Annotated in this window: 20 protein-coding genes; 12 read left to right on the top strand and 8 right to left on the bottom strand. The window is 70.6% G+C overall.

The genetic code is table 11. The annotated features are described in order from the left end of the window. Nucleotides 1–143: 143 nt before the first annotated feature. Genes ACLJQF_RS30335 through ACLJQF_RS30320 form a run of 4 tightly spaced genes read right to left on the bottom strand, consistent with a single transcriptional unit; the run spans nt 144 to nt 3,563 of the window. Entirely contained in the window at nt 144–764 is a 621-nt protein-coding gene (locus ACLJQF_RS30335; protein WP_410613752.1) for a response regulator transcription factor, read from the bottom strand. After that, a complete protein-coding gene (locus ACLJQF_RS30330; RefSeq protein WP_410613920.1) occupies nt 761–1,921 on the bottom strand; it encodes a sensor histidine kinase in 1,161 nt (386 codons plus the stop codon). The genes ACLJQF_RS30335 and ACLJQF_RS30330 overlap by 4 nt, the downstream gene beginning before the upstream one ends. Further along, nucleotides 1,918–2,727, bottom strand: a complete 810-nt coding sequence (locus tag ACLJQF_RS30325) for an ABC transporter permease (protein WP_410613751.1) — start codon at nt 2,725–2,727, stop codon at nt 1,918–1,920. The genes ACLJQF_RS30330 and ACLJQF_RS30325 overlap by 4 nt, the downstream gene beginning before the upstream one ends. Next, nucleotides 2,724–3,563 (bottom strand): ABC transporter ATP-binding protein, encoded by an 840-nt coding sequence (locus tag ACLJQF_RS30320; RefSeq protein ID WP_410613750.1) that lies wholly within the window; start codon nt 3,561–3,563, stop codon nt 2,724–2,726. The genes ACLJQF_RS30325 and ACLJQF_RS30320 overlap by 4 nt, the downstream gene beginning before the upstream one ends. A gap of 216 nt (nt 3,564–3,779) precedes the next feature. Here ACLJQF_RS30320 and ACLJQF_RS30315 point away from each other — a divergent pair, with 216 nt between their 5' ends. Then, entirely contained in the window at nt 3,780–5,474 is a 1,695-nt protein-coding gene (locus tag ACLJQF_RS30315; RefSeq protein WP_410613919.1) for an SDR family oxidoreductase, read from the top strand. A 14-nt stretch (nt 5,475–5,488) separates the two neighbouring features. After that, nucleotides 5,489–6,073 carry a TetR/AcrR family transcriptional regulator gene (locus tag ACLJQF_RS30310; RefSeq protein WP_410613918.1) on the top strand — a complete coding sequence of 195 codons (585 nt, stop codon included), beginning with the start codon at nt 5,489–5,491 and terminating at the stop codon, nt 6,071–6,073. Nucleotides 6,074–6,128: 55 nt separating this feature from the next. On the opposite strand, the gene ACLJQF_RS30305 is transcribed toward ACLJQF_RS30310, so the two are convergent. Beyond that, on the bottom strand, nt 6,129–7,277 hold the full coding sequence (locus tag ACLJQF_RS30305; RefSeq protein ID WP_410613749.1) for a citrate synthase 2: 1,149 nt from the start codon (nt 7,275–7,277) through the stop codon (nt 6,129–6,131). Between the two features lie 288 nt (nt 7,278–7,565). Between ACLJQF_RS30305 and ACLJQF_RS30300 the strand changes: the two genes are divergently transcribed. From ACLJQF_RS30300 to ACLJQF_RS30275, 6 genes are all read left to right on the top strand, one after another. Further along, nucleotides 7,566–7,868, top strand: a complete 303-nt coding sequence (locus tag ACLJQF_RS30300; protein WP_410613748.1) for an urease subunit gamma — start codon at nt 7,566–7,568, stop codon at nt 7,866–7,868. 77 nt (nt 7,869–7,945) lie between these two features. Then, nucleotides 7,946–8,278 (top strand): urease subunit beta, encoded by a 333-nt coding sequence (locus ACLJQF_RS30295; RefSeq protein ID WP_410613747.1) that lies wholly within the window; start codon nt 7,946–7,948, stop codon nt 8,276–8,278. 12 nt (nt 8,279–8,290) lie between these two features. Beyond that, on the top strand, nt 8,291–10,006 hold the full coding sequence (locus tag ACLJQF_RS30290; protein WP_410613746.1) for an urease subunit alpha: 1,716 nt from the start codon (nt 8,291–8,293) through the stop codon (nt 10,004–10,006). Then, nucleotides 10,006–10,677 carry an urease accessory protein UreF gene (locus ACLJQF_RS30285; protein WP_410613745.1) on the top strand — a complete coding sequence of 224 codons (672 nt, stop codon included), beginning with the start codon at nt 10,006–10,008 and terminating at the stop codon, nt 10,675–10,677. Before ACLJQF_RS30290 ends, ACLJQF_RS30285 begins: the two co-directional genes overlap by 1 nt. After that, on the top strand, nt 10,634–11,356 hold the full coding sequence (ureG, locus tag ACLJQF_RS30280; RefSeq protein ID WP_410613744.1) for an urease accessory protein UreG: 723 nt from the start codon (nt 10,634–10,636) through the stop codon (nt 11,354–11,356). Before ACLJQF_RS30285 ends, ureG begins: the two co-directional genes overlap by 44 nt. After that, a complete protein-coding gene (locus tag ACLJQF_RS30275) occupies nt 11,353–12,066 on the top strand; it encodes an urease accessory protein UreD (RefSeq protein WP_410613743.1) in 714 nt (237 codons plus the stop codon). The genes ureG and ACLJQF_RS30275 overlap by 4 nt, the downstream gene beginning before the upstream one ends. A gap of 88 nt (nt 12,067–12,154) precedes the next feature. Here the strand turns inward: ACLJQF_RS30275 and ACLJQF_RS30270 are convergent, their stop codons facing one another. After that, nucleotides 12,155–13,255, bottom strand: coding sequence for a lipase family protein (locus tag ACLJQF_RS30270; protein WP_410613742.1), 1,101 nt, complete (start codon nt 13,253–13,255; stop codon nt 12,155–12,157). Nucleotides 13,256–13,343: 88 nt separating this feature from the next. Here ACLJQF_RS30270 and ACLJQF_RS30265 point away from each other — a divergent pair, with 88 nt between their 5' ends. Beyond that, on the top strand, nt 13,344–14,054 hold the full coding sequence (locus ACLJQF_RS30265; RefSeq protein ID WP_410613741.1) for a TetR/AcrR family transcriptional regulator: 711 nt from the start codon (nt 13,344–13,346) through the stop codon (nt 14,052–14,054). A gap of 46 nt (nt 14,055–14,100) precedes the next feature. Here the strand turns inward: ACLJQF_RS30265 and ACLJQF_RS30260 are convergent, their stop codons facing one another. Beyond that, nucleotides 14,101–15,774 carry a purine-cytosine permease family protein gene (locus tag ACLJQF_RS30260; RefSeq protein ID WP_410613740.1) on the bottom strand — a complete coding sequence of 558 codons (1,674 nt, stop codon included), beginning with the start codon at nt 15,772–15,774 and terminating at the stop codon, nt 14,101–14,103. A 230-nt stretch (nt 15,775–16,004) separates the two neighbouring features. Between ACLJQF_RS30260 and pdxH the strand changes: the two genes are divergently transcribed. From pdxH to ACLJQF_RS30245, 3 genes are all read left to right on the top strand, one after another. Further along, nucleotides 16,005–16,682, top strand: a complete 678-nt coding sequence (gene pdxH / locus ACLJQF_RS30255) for a pyridoxamine 5'-phosphate oxidase (protein ID WP_410613917.1) — start codon at nt 16,005–16,007, stop codon at nt 16,680–16,682. A 170-nt stretch (nt 16,683–16,852) separates the two neighbouring features. Next, the gene (locus tag ACLJQF_RS30250; protein ID WP_410613916.1) at nt 16,853–18,118 is read left to right on the top strand and encodes an MFS transporter; all 1,266 of its coding nucleotides are present in this window, start codon (nt 16,853–16,855) and stop codon (nt 18,116–18,118) included. A gap of 13 nt (nt 18,119–18,131) precedes the next feature. Beyond that, nucleotides 18,132–18,683: a DUF3558 family protein gene (locus tag ACLJQF_RS30245; protein WP_410613739.1), complete on the top strand. Its 552-nt coding sequence runs from the start codon at nt 18,132–18,134 to the stop codon at nt 18,681–18,683. Here ACLJQF_RS30245 and ACLJQF_RS30240 read toward each other — a convergent pair whose 3' ends face one another. Further along, nucleotides 18,684–18,854 (bottom strand): hypothetical protein, encoded by a 171-nt coding sequence (locus tag ACLJQF_RS30240; protein WP_410613738.1) that lies wholly within the window; start codon nt 18,852–18,854, stop codon nt 18,684–18,686. Between the last annotated feature and the right edge of the window lie 7 nt (nt 18,855–18,861).

Here is an 18,861-nt window from a genome sequence, read left to right as displayed (position 1 = left end):
GGTCCCGGCCCGTGCAGGAGAGGTCGACACGCGTGATTGAAGGGACGACACGCGTGATCAGAGGGTCGACACGGCGGGTGCCCAGGCCAATCACGCGTGTCGGCGTTCCAATCACGCGTGTCGACCGTTCCAGCACGGCCGGGTCAGCCGAGGAGGTTGCGGGCCATTGCCGTGGTGACCGCGGCCGTGCGGTCGGAGACGCCGAGCTTGCCGAACACCCGGATCAGGTGGGTCTTCACCGTTGCCTCGCTGATGTGCAGGGCGCGGCCGATGTCGGCGTTCGTGCCGCCCTTCGCGACCAAGCGGAGGACCTCGACCTCGCGGGCCGACAGCGGCTGCGGCTCCGGGTTGCGGACGCGGTTGACCAGCTTGCCCGCCACCGACGGCGCCAGCACCGTGTCCCCGCGGGCCGCCGCGCGGATCGCGTTCGCCAGCTCCGCCCGGGAGGCGTCCTTCAACAGGTAGCCCGACGCGCCGGCCTCCACCGCGCGCAGGATGTCGGCGTCCGTCTCGTACGTCGTGAGCACGACGATCCGGCGTCCGGGCTGCTCGCGCAGGATCCGCCGGGTGGCGCCGACACCGTCGAGGCCGGGCATCCGCAGGTCCATCAGCACGACGTCGGGCGCGGCGACCCGGTCGAGCGCGACGGCTTCGTCCCCTGAGCCCGCTTCGCCGACGACCGTGAGGTCCGGTTCCGCTTCGAGCATGCCGCGGAGGCCTTCGCGGACGACGGGGTGGTCGTCGACGAGCATGACGCGGATCAAGCCGGCACCTCCAGGGTGAGTTCGGTGCCGCTGGGGCCACTCCGGACACTCAGTCTGCCACCGACCTGCTCGGCCCGGGACCGCATCCCGCGCAACCCGAAACCCGTGACGTGGCCGGGGTCGAAGCCGGCGCCGTCGTCGCGCACCGACAGCCGCACCGAACCGTCCACAGCGGACAACCGGACCGCCACCGCCGACGCGCCCGCGTGCCGCCGGACGTTGTTCAGTGCTTCCTGCGCACCTCGCAGCAGGACCACTTCGCCCGCCATGCCGATCGAGGGCAGCGAACCGTCCACTTCGTACTCGACCGGCACGCCCGTCTCGTCGGCCAGCCGGTCGGCCTGCCGCCGGACGGCCTCCACGAGCGAGCCGGCCGCGAGGTCCGCCGGGGCGAGCGCGGCGACCATCGCGCGGGCCTCGGTGAGGTTGTCACGCGCGGTGCGGGTGGCCAGCTCCGCGTGCCGCCGGGCCGCGGCCGGGTCGGTGTCCAATTCGGACTCGATGGCCTGGGCCAGTGTGACGATGCTGGTGAAGCCCTGCGCGAGGGTGTCGTGGATTTCCCGCGCGAGCCGTTCGCGCTCGGCCGCGGTGCCTGCCTCTCGGGAGAGCCGGACGACTTCCGCCCGGCTCTCCTCGAGCTTCGCGATCAGCTCCGCCCGGCCCTTGCTCTCGTCGATGACGTGCCCGATGAACTTGCCGCACAGCACGCCGAAGACGACCAGGATCGCCGTCATCGGCAGCATGATGTGCAGCGTCGGCCCCCGGAACCCGTCGTTCACGATGGCCGCCGCGGGGTTGAGCAGGATCGCCACGGTGGTGAAGACCGCCGCCGGCCGGAACTCGAGCGTCGAGAACAGCAGCGGGCAAGCCATGAAGAGGATGAAGCCGGACGTGCCCTCGGCGAGCATGGCGATTCCGGCCAGCGCCAGCACCGTGCAGGCGAAGACCCACCGCTGGAAGCCGGGCGAGTCGTCGTCCCGGACGAGCCGGCGGCCCCACAGCAGGTAGGCCAGCGCGAGCGCGGTGAGCGCCCCCGCCGCGACCGCCGTGCGGACCGGGTCGGCGTCGTCGAGGATCACCAGCAGCGTCGTGGCCAGGTATGCCACCGCGAAGAGGATCTCCCAGAGCCAGTTGAACCGGTCCCAGGCGTCCTTCACTTCGCGTCGGACCACCGGAACGTCAGCCGCGCCAGCACCGCTCCCGCCACGCACCAGATCCCCAGCACCAGTGCCACCCGCGGCAGTTCCCATGTCCCGGCCATCTCCATCCTCACGGCGCCGTCCGGCAGGAAGACCGATCGGAAACCCTGGCAGATCCACTTCAGCGGGAAGAACGACGCGATGTCCACCATAACTTTCGGCAGGTTCGTGATCGGCGAGACGAAGACGCCGGAGATGAACTGCAGCACCAGGTAGAGCACCTGCACGATGGCGACCGCGCCGCTGGTGGACTTCGCGAGCGAGCTGATCGCGATCCCGAGCAGGGTGCACGAGACGATGCCGAGCGCGAACACCCACAGCAGCGTCAGCCACTTCGCCGGGTCGGACGGCAGCTGCAGCCCGAACAGCAGCATGGCGACCCCGGCCATCAGCACCGTCTGGGCCAGGCTCGACACCGCGACCAGCACCATCTTGCCGATGAAGTACGACGCCGGCGGCATCGGCGTGCCGCGCAGGCGTTTCAGGGCCCCGGTTTCGCGGTCGGCCGAGACGCCGGTCGCGATGCTGTTGAACGACGTCGACACGATGCCGGAGCCGATCATCCCGGCCGCCAGCAGCTGGCCGGAGGTGACGCCGTCGAGCGCCGTCGGGCCGTCCAGGATGGACCCGAGCAGGATCATCAGCACCGCGGGCAGGGAGAAGGTGAAGACCACCTGTTCCCTCTGCCGGAAGAACTGCCGCAACTCGGTGCCGCCGCGGGCCAGCCCGAGCGTTAGGGGGCCGGGAAGGGTCAGGGTTGTCACGCCTTGTCTCCGATCAGGTCCAAGTAGATGTCCTCCAGGCTCGGCCGGGTCACCGTCAGCCCGGCGAGCTCTCGACCCCCAGCCGAGAGCTCGGTGACGAGCTTGGTCGGGTACGCGGTGCGCTCGACGTGCTCGCCGCGTTCGTCGACCCAGCGCACGGTGGCCTCGGCCGCCGCCCGCCCGCCCAGGTTCTGCGGGGTGTCCTGGGCGACGATCTCGCCGCGCGCGATGACCGCGACCCGGTCGGCGAGCGCTTCGGCCTCGTCGAGGTAGTGGGTGGTCAGCAGGATGGTGGTGCCTTCGGCGGCGAGGTCGCTGATCAGCGACCAGAACTGCCGCCGCGCCTCGGGGTCGAAACCGGTGGTCGGCTCGTCGAGGAAGAGCAGTTCGGGGCGGCCGATGACGCCGAGTGCGACGTCGACGCGGCGGCGCTGCCCGCCGGAGAGCGCCTTGATCCGGGTCCCGGCCTTCTCGGTGAGCCCGACCTTTTCGATCACCTCGTCGGGATCCCGCGGGTCGGGGTAGTACTTCGCGAAGTGCCGCACGGTCTCGGCGACACTCAGTTCGGCGGCGTCGGTCGCCGTCTGCAGGACGATGCCGAGCCGGGCCCGCCAGGCGCGGCCGGCCTTGCCGGGGTCCTCGCCGAGCACGGTGACCTCGCCGGCCGTCCGCCGCCGGTGCCCTTCGAGGATCTCGACGGTCGTGGTCTTCCCGGCGCCGTTCGGGCCGAGCAGGGAGAACACCTCGCCTTGGGCGATCTCCAGGTCGAGTCCGGCCACCGCGAGGTGACCCGGGTACTGCTTGCGCAGGCCGCGCACGCTGACTGCTGTGGTCATGGCTCGAGCCTGGCCGCTCGCGCCGCCGGATCCGACCCACGGCCAGTGGAATCCGGCTGTCCACCGATCGGTGGACACGGGGTGCTTGGTTTCCCGTGGAACCACGAAAACGCTGTCATACAAGCAAAAATCCGAACATCCGAGCCTGTGGAACCGCCGCGTGGGTGAACACGCTGTTGACAAGTTGTCTAACATGACAGGATGTCTCACAAGTGGGTGACCGCCAGCGACGGTGTCCGCCTCTCCGTGACCATCGACGGCCGGAGCGACGGACCCACGGTCGTGCTCGTGCACGGCTACCCGGACAACAGCTCGATGTGGGGCGGGGTAGCCGCCCGGCTGACAGCGAAACACCGCGTCGTCACCTACGACGTCCGCGGGGCGGGACGGTCGGACAAGCCGTCGGGACGCGCGTCCTACCGGCTGGACCAGCTGGCCGACGACCTGCGCGCCGTCGTCGACGAGGTGCAGCCGACCGGCAAGGTGCACCTGGTCGCGCACGACTGGGGCTCGATCCAGACCTGGCACGCCCTCACCGGGGACGGCCTGCGCGGGCGGGTCGCCTCCTACACGTCCCTCTCCGGCCCGAGCCTCGACCACGCCGGCGCGTGGTTCCGCGCGCAGCTGCGCCGCCCGACGCCGAAGCGGCTCAAGAACGCGCTGAGCCAGTTCCTGCACTCGTGGTACATCCTCGCGTTCCAGGTGCCGATCATCCCGGACCTGTTGTGGCGCACCGGCCTGCTGGGCAAGCAGATCCAGCGGATGGAACCGGACGCGGCGCCGCCGGAGAAGTCCGACGGCCTGCACGGTCTCCAGCTCTACCGGGCGAACATGTTCACCCGGCTCTCGCGGCCCGCGCCCCGCCCGGCCGACGTCCCGGTGCAGGTGCTGGCCCCGACCGGCGACGCCTACGTCACGACGCCGCTGCAGACCGAGGTCACCCGCTGGGTGGCCGACCTGCGGATCCGCCGGATCGTCGGGACGCACTGGGTGACCAGGGCGCGGCCGGAGGTGGTCGCCGCCGCGGCCGCCGAGCTGATCGACTACGCCGAAACCGGCACCGAGAGCCGCGCGCTGCGCCGGGCCCGCGTCGACGCCGGGCCGTTCGCGCACAAGCTCGTCGTGGTCACCGGGGCGGGCAGCGGCATCGGCCGGGCCACCGCGCTCGCTTTCGCCGAGCGGGGCGCCGACGTCATCGTCACCGACATCGACGCGTCCAGTGCCGCGGAAACGCTGAAGCTGCTGGCAGACCACGGCGTGGCCGAGTACACAGTGGACTCTTCGGACGGCGAGGCCGTGCACCGCTTCGCCGAGCGGGTGCGCGCCGAGCACGGCGTCCCGGACATCGTGGTCAACAACGCCGGAATCGGGATGTCGGGACCGTTCCTCGACACGTCGGTCCAGGACTGGGAACGCGTCATCGACGTCAACCTCTGGGGCGTGATCCACGGCTGCCGGGCGTTCGCGCCGATGCTCGCCGAGCGCGCCGAAGGGGGCCAGATCGTCAACCTCGCCTCGGCGGCCGCGTACTTGCCGTCGAAGATCCTCTCCGCCTACGCGACGACGAAGTCCGCCGTGCTGACGCTGAGCGTCTGCCTGCGGGCCGAGCTGGCCGCGCACCACGTCGGCGTCACCGCGGTGTGTCCGGGCATCGTCAAGACCAACATCACCGGCACGACGACGTTCGTCGGAGTGTCCGAAGAGGAACAACGCCGGCGTCAGGTCTCGAGTTCGAAGCTCTACGCGCGGCGCGGGTTCGGTCCCGAGGGTGTCGCGCGGGACATCCTGCGTGCGGTGGAAAAGGACATCGCGATCGCTCCGTCCACTCCGGAGGCGAAGGTCGCGCTGGTCCTTTCGCGACTGACACCCGGCCTGCTGCGCAAGGCCGCGAAGCTGGACCTGACGCCGTGAGCCGGCCGCGGCGGATGTCGCCGCAGGCCCGCCGCGACGACCTGATCCGCGCCGCGCTCGACCTGTTCGGCTCGCGTGCGCCGGAGCTGGTCACCGTGGACGACATCGTCGCGCGCGCCGAGGTGTCGCGGCCGCTCTTCTACCGGTACTTCGCCAACCTGCGAGACCTGCAGGTGGAGGCGCTGCGCACGGTCACCGACGGGCTGATCGACGGCCTGGCCGGGCTCGAGGAGGGGCCGCCCGAAACCCGGCTGCGCGCCGCCGTGCGCGGCCTGATCGACGTCGCCGACCACTACCGCGCGGGGTACATCGCGTTGCTGCGCAGCGGTTCGGTGATCGCGACGTCCGAGACGGACGCGGCGATCGACGAGGTTCGCAACCGCGCGGTGGCCCTGATCCTGGACGCTCTCGGCGTCACGGATCCCTCGCCCTTGCTCTCGTTGACCCTCCGCTGCTGGACGGCCGTCGTCGAGGGCGCCCTGCTGAGCTGGCTCCAGGAGCGCACGGTCCCACGCGAGTCCCTCGACAGCTGGCTCGTCGACCAGCTCACGGCGATGCTCACCACCACCGCCACCCACGACACCGTCCCAAGTTCGTGAAGGCCACCTTGAGGAACTTAAACTTCCTCAAGGTGGCCTTCACGAACAACGAGCGTCAGTGCTTGGTGACCAGTTCCCAGCCCTCGACGTCCTCGGGGGTGCGCGGCGCCGGGCCGATGTACTTGGCCGACGGCCGCACCAGGCGTCCGGTGCGCTTCTGCTCCAGGATGTGCGCCGCCCAGCCGGCGGTGCGCGCCGAGCTGAACATCGCGGGCATCATGTGCGGCGGGACCTGGGCGAAGTCCAGGATGACCGCGGCCCAGAACTCGACGTTGGTCTCGATCGGGTGATCCGGACGCCGCTCGCGCAGCTCCTTCAGCGCCGCCTGCTCCAGCGCGGCGGCCGCCTCGAAGCGGGTCGCGCCCAGCTCCTGGCAGGTCCGGCGCAGCACGCGGGCCCGCGGGTCCTCGGCGCGGTAGACGCGGTGGCCGAAGCCCATCAGGCGTTCCTTGCGGTCGAGGATGCCCTTGACCAGGCCCGCCGGGTCGCCGGTGCGCTCGACCTCTTCGATCATCGGCAGCACCCGCGCCGGCGCGCCGCCGTGCAGCGGGCCCGACATCGCGCCGATGGCGCCGGACATGGCCGCCGCCACGTCCGCCCCGGTGGAGGCGATGACGCGGGCGGTGAAGGTCGAGGCGTTGAGACCGTGTTCCGCGGCCGACACCCAGTAGGCGTCCAGCGCCTTGACGTGCGCCGGGTCCGGCTCGCCGCGCCAGCGGATCAGGAACCGCTCGGTGATCGAGTGGGCCTCGTCGACGCGGGTCTGCGGCACGGCGGGCTGGCCGATGCCGCGCGCCGACTGCGCCACGTAGGACAGGGCCATCACCGAGGCGCGGGCCAGCTGCTCGCGGGCCTCTTCGTCGGTGATGTCGAGCAGTGGGCGGTAGCCCCAGATCGGGGCGAGCATGGCCAGCGCGGCCTGGACGTCCACCCGCACGTCACCGGTGTGCACCGGCAGCGGGAACGGCTCGGCGGGCGGCAGGCCGTGGCCGAACCGGCCGTCCACCAGAAGGCCCCACACGTCGCCGAAGGTCACCTTGCCGGCGAGGTCCTCGATGTCGACGCCGCGGTAGCGCAGGGCACCGCCGTCCCGGTCGGGTTCGGCGATTTCGGTGTGGAAGGCGACTACGCCCTCCAGGCCCGGTCGGAAGCCGTCGTCGGGTTGGCCGGACGGCTGAGGCTTGCTGATCGTGGAGGTAGTCACTGTTTCGCGGAACCTTTCGGTGCGCTTTTCCCCGGCTGGTTGCTGCTGGTCGCGCGGTTGGAGGAAGCGCACTGAAAGCGCGCCACATCGCACGGATGGATAGACCTTGCTCTCTTGACCGGCCACTGGCAATCGAAAGATGTGGTGGTTTCGGTCACGATTACGAGAACGATTCAGTCACCGAAGCCTCCGTTCAGGAGAATTTTCGCCACTCAGTGTGACGAAGACCAGGTAAATCCTGTGTTTCCGAACCCGGCGCGCTCGCGTTTCGGGTGATAGACCTAGCGCATGCACCTCAGCCCGCAGGAGCGCGACAAGCTGCTCATCCACGTGGCGGCCGACGTCGCGCGGAAGCGGCTGGACCGCGGCGTCCGGCTCAACTACCCGGAGGCGGTCGCCCTGATCACCGACCACGTCCTCGAGGGCGCTCGCGACGGGCGCACGGTCAGCGAGCTCGTCTCCAGCGGCCGGACCGTGCTCTCCCGGGCGCAGGTGCTCGACGGCGTGCCCGAGATGGTCGACTCCGTGCAGGTCGAGGCCACCTTCCCGGACGGCACGAAGCTCGTCACCGTGCACGACCCGATCGTCTAGCCACACCCCTCGTGAGTGGTAATTAGGGTTAGAACCCTAATTACCACTCACGAGGCCCACTCGAGAACGGGAGCCGCATGCACCCTGGCGAGATCATTCCCGGCGAGGAGCCGGTCGAGCTGAACCCCGGCCGCGCGCGCGTCCGGCTGCTCGTGCGGAACCTCGGCGACCGGCCGGTGCAGGTCGGCTCGCACTACCACTTCGCGGCCGTGAACCCGGGCCTCGAGTTCGACCGGGACGCCGCTCGCGGCCACCGGCTCGACGTCCCGGCCGGGACGTCCGTGCGGTTCGAGCCGGGCGTCGAGCGCGAGGTCGATCTGGTGCCGCTCGCCGGAGCCCGCCGGGTTCCGGGCCTGCGTTCCGAGTTCGCGGGGTCCTTCGAGGTACTTCCTCCCGCCGAGAAGGCATAGGAGCTGTCTGAAATGCCGCAGATCGACCGCGAGCGCTACGCCGAGCTGTTCGGCCCGACCACCGGCGACCGGATCCGGCTCGCCGACACCGACCTGCTGATCGAGGTCACCGAGGACCGCTCGATGGGCCCCGGCGGCTCCGGCGACGAGGTGCTCTTCGGCGGCGGCAAGGTCATCCGCGAGTCCATGGGCCAGGCCACGGCGACCCGGGCCGAGGGCACGCCGGACCTGATCATCACCGGCGCGGTGATCCTCGACCACTGGGGAATCGTGAAGGCCGACGTCGGCGTGCGCGACGGCCGGATCGTCGGGATCGGCAAGGCGGGCAACCCGGACACGATGGACGGCGTCGACCCCGCGCTGGTCATCGGGCCGTCCACCGAGGTGCTGTCCGGCAACGGCAAGATCCTCACCGCCGGCGGCATCGACTGCCACGTCCACTTCATCTGCCCGCAGCTCGTCGACACCGCGCTGGCCGCCGGCGTGACCACGATGGTCGGCGGCGGCACCGGACCGAACGACGGCACCAAGGCCACCACGGTCACCCCCGGCGCGTGGCACCTGGGCCGGATGCTGGCCGCCATGGACGGCTATCCGGTGAACATCCTGTTGCTGGGCAAGGGCAACACCGTCCGGCTCGAGGCGTTGCGGGAGCAGCTCGCCGCGGGCGCCGGCGGTTTCAAGCTGCACGAGGACTGGGGCACCACCCCGGCGGCGATCGATGCCTGCCTCACGGTGGCCGACGAATCCGGTGTCCAGGTGGGAATCCACACCGACACGCTCAACGAGGCCGGCTTCCTGGAGTCCACTGTGGATGCCATCGGCGGCCGCTCGATCAACGCGTACCACACCGAAGGGGCCGGCGGCGGCCACGCGCCGGACATCATCCGGGTCGTCTCGCTGGCCAACGTGCTGCCGTCGTCGACCAACCCGACCCGCCCGCACACCGTGAACACGCTCGACGAGCACCTTGACATGCTGATGGTCTGCCACCACCTCAACCCGTCGGTGCCCGAGGACCTCGCCTTCGCCGAGAGCCGGATCCGGCCGACCACGATCGCTGCCGAAGACGTCCTGCACGACCTGGGCGCGATCTCGATGATGAGCTCGGACTCGCAGGCGATGGGCCGGATCGGCGAGGTGATCATCCGGACGTGGCAGACGGCGCACGTGATGAAGCGCCGTCGCGGCGCGCTGCCCGGCGACGGCGACGCCGACAACCTGCGCGCGCGTCGCTATGTCGCCAAATACACGATCAACCCGGCCATCGCGCACGGGATGGAGTCCGAGATCGGGTCGGTCGAGGTCGGCAAGCTCGCCGACCTGGTGCTGTGGGAGCCGAAGTTCTTCGGCGTCCGCCCACACGTCGTTCTCAAGGCCGGCATGCCGGTCTGGGCGGCGATGGGCGACGCGAACGCGTCCATCCCGACGCCGCAGCCGGTCATGGCCCGGCCGATGTTCGGCGCGAACATCGGTGCCGCGCTGAGCCTGCACTTCGTCGCCCCGGAAGCTTTGGACAGCGGGTTGCGCGAGAAGTTCGGCATCACGAGGCCACTCGTCGCGGTGTCGAACATGCGCGCGCGGACCAAGGCCGACATGGTGCTCAACGACGCCACGCCGGACGTCCGCGTCGAGCCGGACAGCTTCGCGGTGCACGTCGACGGCGAGCTGATCGAACCGCAGCCGGTGACGGAACTGCCGATGACGCAGAGGTACTTCCTCTTCTGATGGACCTCTCGGCGCTGATTCTCGCGGACTCCCGCTTTCCCGGCGGCGGGCACGTCCACAGTGGCGGGCTGGAAGAGGTCGTCGCGCGGAAACTGGTGACGTCCGTGCGGGATCTGCCGGGATTCCTTTCCGGACGGTTGCGGACGGCGGGATTCCTGGCGGCCGTTTTTGCCGCTGCTTCGGCGCATGCGGCCGTCACCCGGGGAAACTGGTCACTCCTGGACAGCGAGCTGGATGCGCGCACTCCGTCACTCGCGCAGCGCGAGGCGTCCCGGGCGCAAGGCCGCGGGACCGCGCGGGCCGGGCGGATCGCCTGGCCGTCTCCCGTCCTGGATGCGTTGCTGGCCGAGACCCCGCGGCCGCACCACCCGATCGTGCTGGGCGCGCTGGTCGGCGTCGCGGGCGGCTCGCCGTACGACGCCGCGATGGCGGCCGCGTACCTGTCGATCAGCGGGCCGGCGAGCGCTGTCGTGCGGCTGCTGGGTCTGGATCCGTTCGCGGTCAACGCCGTCGTGGCGCGGCTGGACCTCGCTGCGGTCTGTTCGGAAGCGGCGGCCGTGGCCGGGAACGACCCGGCGTCGCTGCCGTCGCCGAACTCGCCCGCGTTGGATTTGTTCGCCGAGGCCCATGCCCGGCACCACCAGGAAGAGGTGCGTCTCTTTGCCAGCTGAAGGTCACGGTCACGGACACTTCCACGAGGTCAATTTCGACCCGACGGCCGCGGAACCCGACCACTACGACGCGGCGCCCACCGCGGGCCGCGCGTACCGGATCGGCATCGGCGGCCCGGTCGGCTCGGGCAAGACGGCGCTGACCGCGGCGCTGTGCCGCGCACTCGGCGACGAGATCCGGCTCGCCGTGGTCACGAACGACATCTACACGACCGAAGACGCGGACTTCCTGCGCCGCGCGGGCGTGCTGGACCCGGAACGGATCGAGGCGGTGCAGACCGGCGCCTGCCCGCACACGGCGATCCGCGACGACATCACGGCGAACCTCGACGCGGTCGAGCGGCTGGAGGAGAAGTTCCCCGGCCTCGACCTGGTGATCATCGAGAGCGGCGGCGACAACCTGACGGCGGTGTTCAGTCGCGGCCTGGCGGACAGCCAGATCTTCGTGGTCGACGTCGCGGGCGGCGACAAGGTGCCGCGCAAGGGCGGCCCCGGCGTCACGACGGCGGACCTGCTGGTGATCAACAAGATCGACATCGCCCATCTGGTCAACGCGGACATGGCCGTGATGACCTCGGACGCGCACCGGATGCGCGGGTCGCTACCGGTGATCACGCAGTCCCTGGTGGACACCCCGGACGCACCCGCGGTCGCCGACTGGGTCCGTTCACTGCTATGAAGGCCCACGCGCGGCTGACGGCGTGCTTCGACGGTTCGCGCACGGTGTTGCGGGAGCTGCGTTCGATGGCGCCGTTGACGCTGTTCCCGCGCCGGCGATCCGGCTCGACGGCGGTGGTGCACCTGGTCAATTCGGCGACGTCTCCGTTGGGTGGGGACGACCTGACGCTCTCGATCCACGTCGGCCCGGGAGCGGCGCTCCGGGTGTCCGGCGTCGCGGCGACGCTGGCGTTGCCCGGCCTGCACGGCGAGTCTTCTCTGTCCACTGTGGAGGTCGTCGTCGAGCCGGGCGGGTCGCTGGAGTACTTGCCGGAGCCGATGGTGATCACCGCGCGGGCCCGGCACAACGCGGTCTTCCGGGCTTCGCTCGCGTCGGATGCGTACCTGCACACGCGGGAGGTGCTGGTGCTGGGGCGGGCCGGGGAGAGTCCGGGGTCGCTCACGACTTCGTTGTCGGTCATGCGGGGCTCGATACCTGTTCTCCGTCAGACGCTCGCCATCGGTGACTCCACTTTGGACGGGAGCTTGGCGGTGCTGGCGAGCCGCCGGGTGCTGGCGACGGACCTGGAGGTCGGCGGCCCGGAACACCCGGCGGCCTCGGGTGAGTGGTGGTCCCGCAGCCCCCTCGCCGCGGGCGGCACCCTCACGACTTCCTTGGCGCCCGACGCCGTCACCGCCCTCGCGCCGCTTCATGCTCACCCAAGTTCGTGAAGGCCACCTTGAGGAACTACAAGTTCCTCAAGGTGGCCTTCACGAATCTTCCGCGACCGTGGGCGGCCCCCTGCGCCGCCCGCCGGTGTCAGAACTTCGTGCCCAGCCAGGTCATCGCCACCGGGCCGCCGATCGACACCCCGCCGATGTGTTCCAGCAGCGGGAACTCCTGCCAGGTGACCGCCGCGCCGAGGGACTTCCACCTGTCCCGCAACGCCGTTCCGACGCTGAACGGGATCAGCTCGTCCAGCGTGCCGTGGTACAGGTACACCGGCGGCTTCGGTGCGGTCGTGCCCAGGTAGTTCTCCGCCAGCCGGGCCTGCCAGTGCGGCTCGTGGATCGGGTCCGGCACGGTCACGAAGTCCTGCAGGTGCGCGAACGGCGCCGCCGCGCCCAGTTCCACCGTGCACGCCTTCGACACCCGGGCCACCGCCTCGCGGCCGCGGTCGTTCAGGATCGACGCGAACGGCACGTCCGGGTAGGCCGCCGCGAAGCCGGTGGCCGCGCCGAGAACCAGGCCGAACGCCGCGCCGCCGTCGTTGGAGGCGAAGACCGCGTTCAGGTCCGCCGGGACCCCGCCGGCCGCCACGCCGACCACGTTCAGCGAAGGCGCGTACGTCGCTTGCAGCTCGGCCGCCCACGCCGCGGCCTGGCCGCCCTGCGAGTAGCCGAACACGCCCACCGGCCCGGACGGGGACAGCCCCGCGCCGGTCACCCGGGACGCGGCCCGCGCCGCGTCGAGCACCGCCCGGCCTTCGGACTGCCCGACCGCATACGTGTGCGTGCCCGGGGTGCCGAGCCCTTCGTAGTCGGTGACGACGACGGCCCAGCCCTGCGTCAACGCCTGCGCCAGCAACGCGCTTTCGTTCTCGATGCCGTGGGCCAGGAGGTTCGAGGGGGCGCACTGGTCGCCCAGGCCGTGCGTCCCGACGGCGTAGGTGATCAGTGGCCGCGGGCCGCCGCGCAGCCACGGTGCCGGCGGCACCAGCAGCGTGCCGGAGACGGCGTTCGGCTCGCCGGTCGCCGACGTCGAGCGGTAGCGCAGGTGCCAGGCTTTGACCGGCGCCGGGAACGGGCCGAGGAACACCGTCGTCGGCCGCTGCTCCAGGAGGACGCCCGGTTCGGCGTCTGCCGTGGGGGCGGCTGTCACGAAAAGCAGCGCGACGGCGACCAGTAACCGACGAAGCATCGTTGCCTCCGGTTGTTGGTAATCGAGGTTTTCACAATTTAGCCAGCCCGGTAGGATCCGGCAATCCCTCAGAAGGAGGAGACAACCGTTGGCTCGCACGTACGGCGGCGTCGCTCCCGAACAACGTCGCGCCGACCGCCGCGAGCGGCTGCTCGCGGCCGGTCTCGAGCTGTTCACCACCGCCGGCTTCCGGCAGACGAAGATCACCGAGATGTGTGCGCGCGCCGGCGTCTCGACGCGGAACTTCTACGAGGAGTTCACCGGCAAGGAGGACGTGCTGCGCACCCTCCACGACCGGATCAACAGCCTCGCGCTGGAGCACGTCACCGCCGCGCTCGACAACGTCGCCGAAGCCGATGCCATGACCCGCATCGCCACGCTGCTCGACGTCTTCATCGACACGGTCACCGTGGACCCCCGGCTCCCGCGGCTCAACTACGTCGAAGCCGTCGGCGTCAGTGCGGAGCTGGAAGAGCAGCACCAGGTGTGGGTCGACCGCTGGGCGACCTTCATCGAGACGGAGGCGCGGCGCGCGGCCGAGCACGGCGCGGCGCCCGACCGCGACTACCGGCTGACGGCGATCGCCCTGGTCGGCGCGGCCACCGGGCTGCTGCGCGAGTGGCAGGCGCACGAGCCGCCGCTGCCGGTGGAAGACGTCGGCGCGGAGCTGCGCGCGCTGATGCTGGCGGCCATCATGCGGCCGGAAAAAATCTTGGAAATCCCGGGCAACCCCGGCGCGCCCTCCGGCGTGGAACAGTCGAGCCGGGTGGGGGAGCAGGGGGGAAGCCGGCTCACGTGAGGGCCCTTTCCTGGCAGCGGATTCCGGGAAAGGGCCCTCACGGACATCACGTGGCGCGGACGGTCGGCAGGCCGAGTGCGACCGGGCCGGTCGTCTGGCACACGTCGTGACAGGTGTTGTCGAGCGTGCAGCACAGCGAGCAGATCGGGCCGTCCTGCTTCGCGCAGTCGGCGACGTCGGGCAGTTCGTACGGGTCGCCGCAGACCGAGCAGGTGTACGTCGCCAGCAGGTCGACGTCGGAGTCCGGCCCGGCGACGGTGTTCTCCCGCGCCAGGTAGTACTTGCCCTTCGTCGCGACGGCCAGCACCGGCACCAGCACTACGGCGATGACCAGCGCGAGCAGCGGGCTGAACGCGGCCAGGAACTGCCCGAACGCGCCGAAGTACGCCGCGATCGACACCGCCGACGCGACCATCATCGAGCCGAACCCGACCGGGTTGATCTTGTGCAGGTAGGCCCGCTTGAACTCGATGTAGCGCGGTGACAGGCCCAGCGGCTTGGCGATCACCAGGTCGGCGCAGACGGCGCCGATCCACGCGATGGCGACGTTCGAGTAGAAGCCGAGGATCTTGTTCAGGAAGCCGAACGCGCCGAACTCCATCAGCGCGAGCGCGATCCCGCAGTTGACCAGCACGTACCAGACCCGGCCGGGGTGCTTGTGCAGGACGCGGGAGAAGAAGTTCGCGAACGACAGCGAGCCGGAGTAGGCGTTGGTGGTGTTGATCTTGATCTGCGAGACGACGACGAACAGCGCGGCGAACGTCAGCGCCACCGGCCCGAGTGCGGGTTTCACCGCTTCCAGGTACGGCGCGATCGGCTCGAGCGCGTGCGTCTTCCCGACCACGCCGAGCGCGAGGAACGCCAGCAGTGCGCCGCCGATCTGCTTCGCGGCGCCGAGGATCACCCAGCCGGGCCCGGCGGCGAGCACGGCGGCCCACCACGACCGCTTGTTTTCCGCCGTCTTCTCCGGCATGAACCGCAGGTAGTCGGCCTGCTCACCGATCTGCCCGATCAGCGACAGCGCGACGCCCATGCCGAGGCCGAACCCGATCGCGGAGAACCCGGAGCCGGCGCCTTCGGTGCCGCCGAAGTGCGCGAACTCGGCGAACTTGCCGGGCTCGCGGACCAGGACGACGACGAACGGCAGCACCAGGCCGGCGATCCACAGCGGCTGCGTCCAGGTCTGCATCTTCGCGACCGCGCCCATGCCGTAGAGCGCGAAGGGCAGCACGATGAGCGTGGCCAGGAGGTAGCCGATGGGCAGCGGGATGCCGAGGGCGAGCTCGAAGGCCTGGCCCATGATCGAGCCTTCGAGCGAGAAGAAGATGACGGTGAAGCTCGCGTACACGAGCGACGTCAGCGTCGACCCGAAGTAGCCGAAGCCGGCTCCGCGGGTCAGCAGGTCCATGTCCACTCCGGACTTCGCGCAGGCGGCCGCGATGGGCACGCCGGTCACGAAGATGACGACGGCCGCGGCGAGGATCGCCAGGACGCCGGAGGTGAAGCCGTAGGAGAGGACGATGCTGGCACCGATCGCGAAGTCGGCGAGGTAGGCGATGCCGCCCAGCGCCGTCGTCGCGACCACGAAGGGGGACCATTTCCGGAACGAATGAGCGGCGAAGCGCAGTGAGTAGTCCTCGCGGTTTTCGTTCGCCGCGAGTGGTGCGTACCGGCGTTTCGGTGGGGCGCTTTCTTCGGCGTTGGACAGGGTCTCGGTCATGCCTGCCTCCGGGGGTGGTGGGGAACGGGCCGAAGGTAGGTGCGTCCTGTATCGATCCTGGTCCGGGGGGTAACGCGGGGGTTACAGCTTGTTGTCCTGCGGTTACGGGCAGGTGGCGTGGACGGGGTGGCGGGTGTCACCGTTCAGTGGGTTCCGCTGTCGCTCGTGAGGCCTTAACGTGCGCAGGAGCCGAAGTGACAGCTGCCCCGACCGGGTACGGAGGTTTGGCGATGATGCCGGAGATCGAGGACCAGGTGGAAGACGCCGTAGTGCGCCTGCCCGGAATGCGCGTCGCCTACGACGGCGCGGCGTTCGACGAATCCGCGCTGGCGGCCACCTGGACCGACCAGTTGCAAGGCTGGCTGAACCAGGCGGTGTCCGCCGGCATACCCGAACCGAACGCGATGGTCCTGGCGACGGCGGACGCCGAAGGCCGCCCGTCGTCCCGGACGGTGCTGTGCAAGGGCCTCGACGACCGGGGCGTGGTGTTCTACACGAACTACACGTCGTCGAAGAGCCACGACCTGACGGCGACGCGGTACGCGTCGGTGACGTTCCCCTGGTACGCGCTCCACCGCCAGGTCCACGTCCGCGGCGAGGTCGAGAAGGTCGGCGTCAAGGAGACGGCGGAGTACTGGGCCCAGCGGCCCCGCGGCTCCCAGCTCGGGGCGTGGGCGTCACCGCAGTCCCGCGTGGTGGACGGTCGGCGGGCTTTGGAGAACGCGCTGCACGGCATCGAGCGCCGCTTCGCGGACGTCGAGCAGATCCCGGCACCGCCGCACTGGGGCGGCTGGCGGATCCGCCCGGACCTGGTGGAGTTCTGGCAGGGCCGGGAGGACCGCATGCACGACCGGCTGCGGTACACGCGCAACGACGACGGCTGGAACATCGAGCGCGTCGCTCCCTGAGTTCCAAGCGCCCCAAGGCGGCCTTCGGTGCGTCAGACGCACCGAAGGCCGCCTTGGGTGCGTCAGACGCAACCAAGGCCACATTGGGGCGCTTGCGGGCGAGGTAAATCACCTGCGCGAGATACTTAGCCCCGCTAAGCTGATCTGTCGTGACTGGTGAACCGGGGACCTTGCCGCCCCGCTCGGGCATCCGCAAGGCTCTCGGCCGCATCATCGTCGACACGCGGCCGCTCAAGATCCCGGCCTTCCGGCGGCTCTGGCTGTCCACTGTGGTCACCGCCGTCGGGACCCAGCTCACCGCCGTCGCCGTGCCCAAGCAGGTCTTCGACCTCACCGGCTCCTCCGCCTACGTCGGCCTCACCGGGCTCGTCGCCCTCGTGCCCCTGCTGGTCTTCGGGCTCTGGGGCGGCGCCGTCGCCGATGCCGTCGATCGGCGGAAGCTGCTCTTCGTCACCAACGTCGGCGTCGCCATCACCTCCGCACTGCTCTGGCTGCAGGCCTTCGCGAACTTCGGCTCCGTGTGGCTCGTGCTCGGCCTGCTGGCCGTCAACCAGGCCTTCTTCGCGATCAACATGCCCACCCGCGGCGCCGTCGTCGCGCGGCTCGTGCCCGGCGAACTGCTGCCGTCGGCCAACGCCCTCAACACGACCATGGCCACCTTCGGCGCCGTCTTCGGGCCGCTGCTCGCCGGTGCGCTGATCCCCGTCCTGGGACTCTCCACCCTCTACCTGGTCGATGTCGTCGCACTGACGATCACGCTCTTCGCCGTCTGGCGGCTGCCGTCGATCCCGCCGCTCAACGGCCCCTCGCGCCGCGCCGGGGTCCAGGACGTCGTCGACGGCTTCCGGTACCTCGCCGGGCAGAAGATCCTGCTGGCCTCCTTCGTCGCCGACATCATCGCGATGGTCTTCGGGATGCCGCGGGCACTGATCCCGGAGATGGCCGAGCGCACCTTCGGCGACCCGCCCGGCGGCGGCCCCGCGCTCGGCTGGCTCTACGCCGCCCTGCCGTTGGGCGCGATGCTGATCGGGCTGTTCTCCGGCTGGCTGACGCGCATCCACCGCCAAGGCGTCGCGGTGGTCGTGTCGATCTGCGCGTGGGGTGCCGCGGTGGCCGGGTTCGGGCTCGCGCACTCGCTCTGGCTCGCCGTCGTCTTCATGGCGCTGGCCGGCGCCGCCGACATGGTCAGCGCCGTCTACCGGATGGCGATCCTGCAGGTCGCGACCACCGACGAGATGCGCGGCCGGCTCCAGGGCGTTTTCACCGTCGTGGTCGCCGGCGGGCCGCGGATCGCCGACCTCACCCACGGCTGGGGCGCCGCCGCGTTCGGCACGGCGGCCGCGGCCAGCGTCGGTGGGTTGCTGGTCATCGTGCTCGTCTGCGCGTCGATGTTCCTGCTCCCGGCGTTCTGGCGATACCGGGCGCCCACGGGGTAGGTAGGGTGCGAACATGCGTACCCTAGTTGTCGCTTTTGTCGCCTTTGCTGCGTTGACTGCCTGCTCGTCCGCGAACGAGCCGTCGAAGCCCCCGTCGTCGTCCGCGGCTCCGAAGCCGGCCCCGAGCACCAACGCCGCCGCCGCGGCGCTCGACCCGTGCAAGCTGCTGCCCGCGGAGGCCGTCTCCAAGGCGCTGTTCCTCGACAACCTCAAGGCCGTCGCGGGCCCGGTCCAGGACAACGCGGCCAACGGCGGCAAAGCGCGCAACTGCGAGTACCAGCACGACGGGAAGGCTGCGGGCAAGCTCGCGGTCACCCGCTACGAGGGCAAGAAGGGCAAGCCCGCCGAGCTGGTCGCGGCGATCAAGAACGCGAAGCCGGGCGCGCAGGACGTCCCGGGCTTCCCGGACGGCGCCGTCTACTACGTCGACGGCCAGAAGGCCGCGACCCTCGTCGCGGGTGAGCTGGTGGAGGGCACGCCGGTGCTGGTCAACTACACCGGTCCGGCCAAGATGACGCCGGAGCAGCTCGCCCCGCTCGTCAAGCAGGCTCTCGCGGCCGGCTGATCAGGCCCAGCCGACGAGCTGCCGGTCCGACCGGGTTCCCGTGGACGGCAGCTGCGGGAACGCGGGCCGCGCGATCGCGCCGGGCGTGACCGGCGACGAGAACCACTCGCCCTGCGAGGTCTGGTAGAGCACGGTGGCGCGGTCCGGCGCGGCGGCTGCCTTGGCGATCATCGGCTCC

This window comes from Amycolatopsis sp. lyj-109 (assembly GCF_046548995.1).
GTDB lineage: Bacteria > Actinomycetota > Actinomycetes > Mycobacteriales > Pseudonocardiaceae > Amycolatopsis.
The sequence above is the reverse complement of the archived record's forward strand: the minus strand, read 5'-3'. Positions and strand labels throughout refer to the sequence as shown.

Coding starts and splice junctions, on each gene's coding strand:
- ACLJQF_RS30290 (WP_410613746.1), top strand. CDS start 8,291: ATGCCGCAGATCGACCGCGAGCGCTACGCCGAGCTGTTCGGCCCGACC.
- ACLJQF_RS30270 (WP_410613742.1), bottom strand. CDS start 13,255: ATGCTTCGTCGGTTACTGGTCGCCGTCGCGCTGCTTTTCGTGACAGCC.
- ACLJQF_RS30245 (WP_410613739.1), top strand. CDS start 18,132: ATGCGTACCCTAGTTGTCGCTTTTGTCGCCTTTGCTGCGTTGACTGCC.
- ACLJQF_RS30275 (WP_410613743.1), top strand. CDS start 11,353: ATGAAGGCCCACGCGCGGCTGACGGCGTGCTTCGACGGTTCGCGCACG.
- ureG (WP_410613744.1), top strand. CDS start 10,634: ATGCCCGGCACCACCAGGAAGAGGTGCGTCTCTTTGCCAGCTGAAGGT.
- ACLJQF_RS30260 (WP_410613740.1), bottom strand. CDS start 15,774: ATGACCGAGACCCTGTCCAACGCCGAAGAAAGCGCCCCACCGAAACGC.
- ACLJQF_RS30310 (WP_410613918.1), top strand. CDS start 5,489: ATGTCGCCGCAGGCCCGCCGCGACGACCTGATCCGCGCCGCGCTCGAC.
- ACLJQF_RS30240 (WP_410613738.1), bottom strand. CDS start 18,854: ATGATCGCCAAGGCAGCCGCCGCGCCGGACCGCGCCACCGTGCTCTAC.
- ACLJQF_RS30295 (WP_410613747.1), top strand. CDS start 7,946: ATGCACCCTGGCGAGATCATTCCCGGCGAGGAGCCGGTCGAGCTGAAC.
- ACLJQF_RS30285 (WP_410613745.1), top strand. CDS start 10,006: ATGGACCTCTCGGCGCTGATTCTCGCGGACTCCCGCTTTCCCGGCGGC.
- ACLJQF_RS30320 (WP_410613750.1), bottom strand. CDS start 3,563: ATGACCACAGCAGTCAGCGTGCGCGGCCTGCGCAAGCAGTACCCGGGT.
- pdxH (WP_410613917.1), top strand. CDS start 16,005: ATGATGCCGGAGATCGAGGACCAGGTGGAAGACGCCGTAGTGCGCCTG.
- ACLJQF_RS30300 (WP_410613748.1), top strand. CDS start 7,566: ATGCACCTCAGCCCGCAGGAGCGCGACAAGCTGCTCATCCACGTGGCG.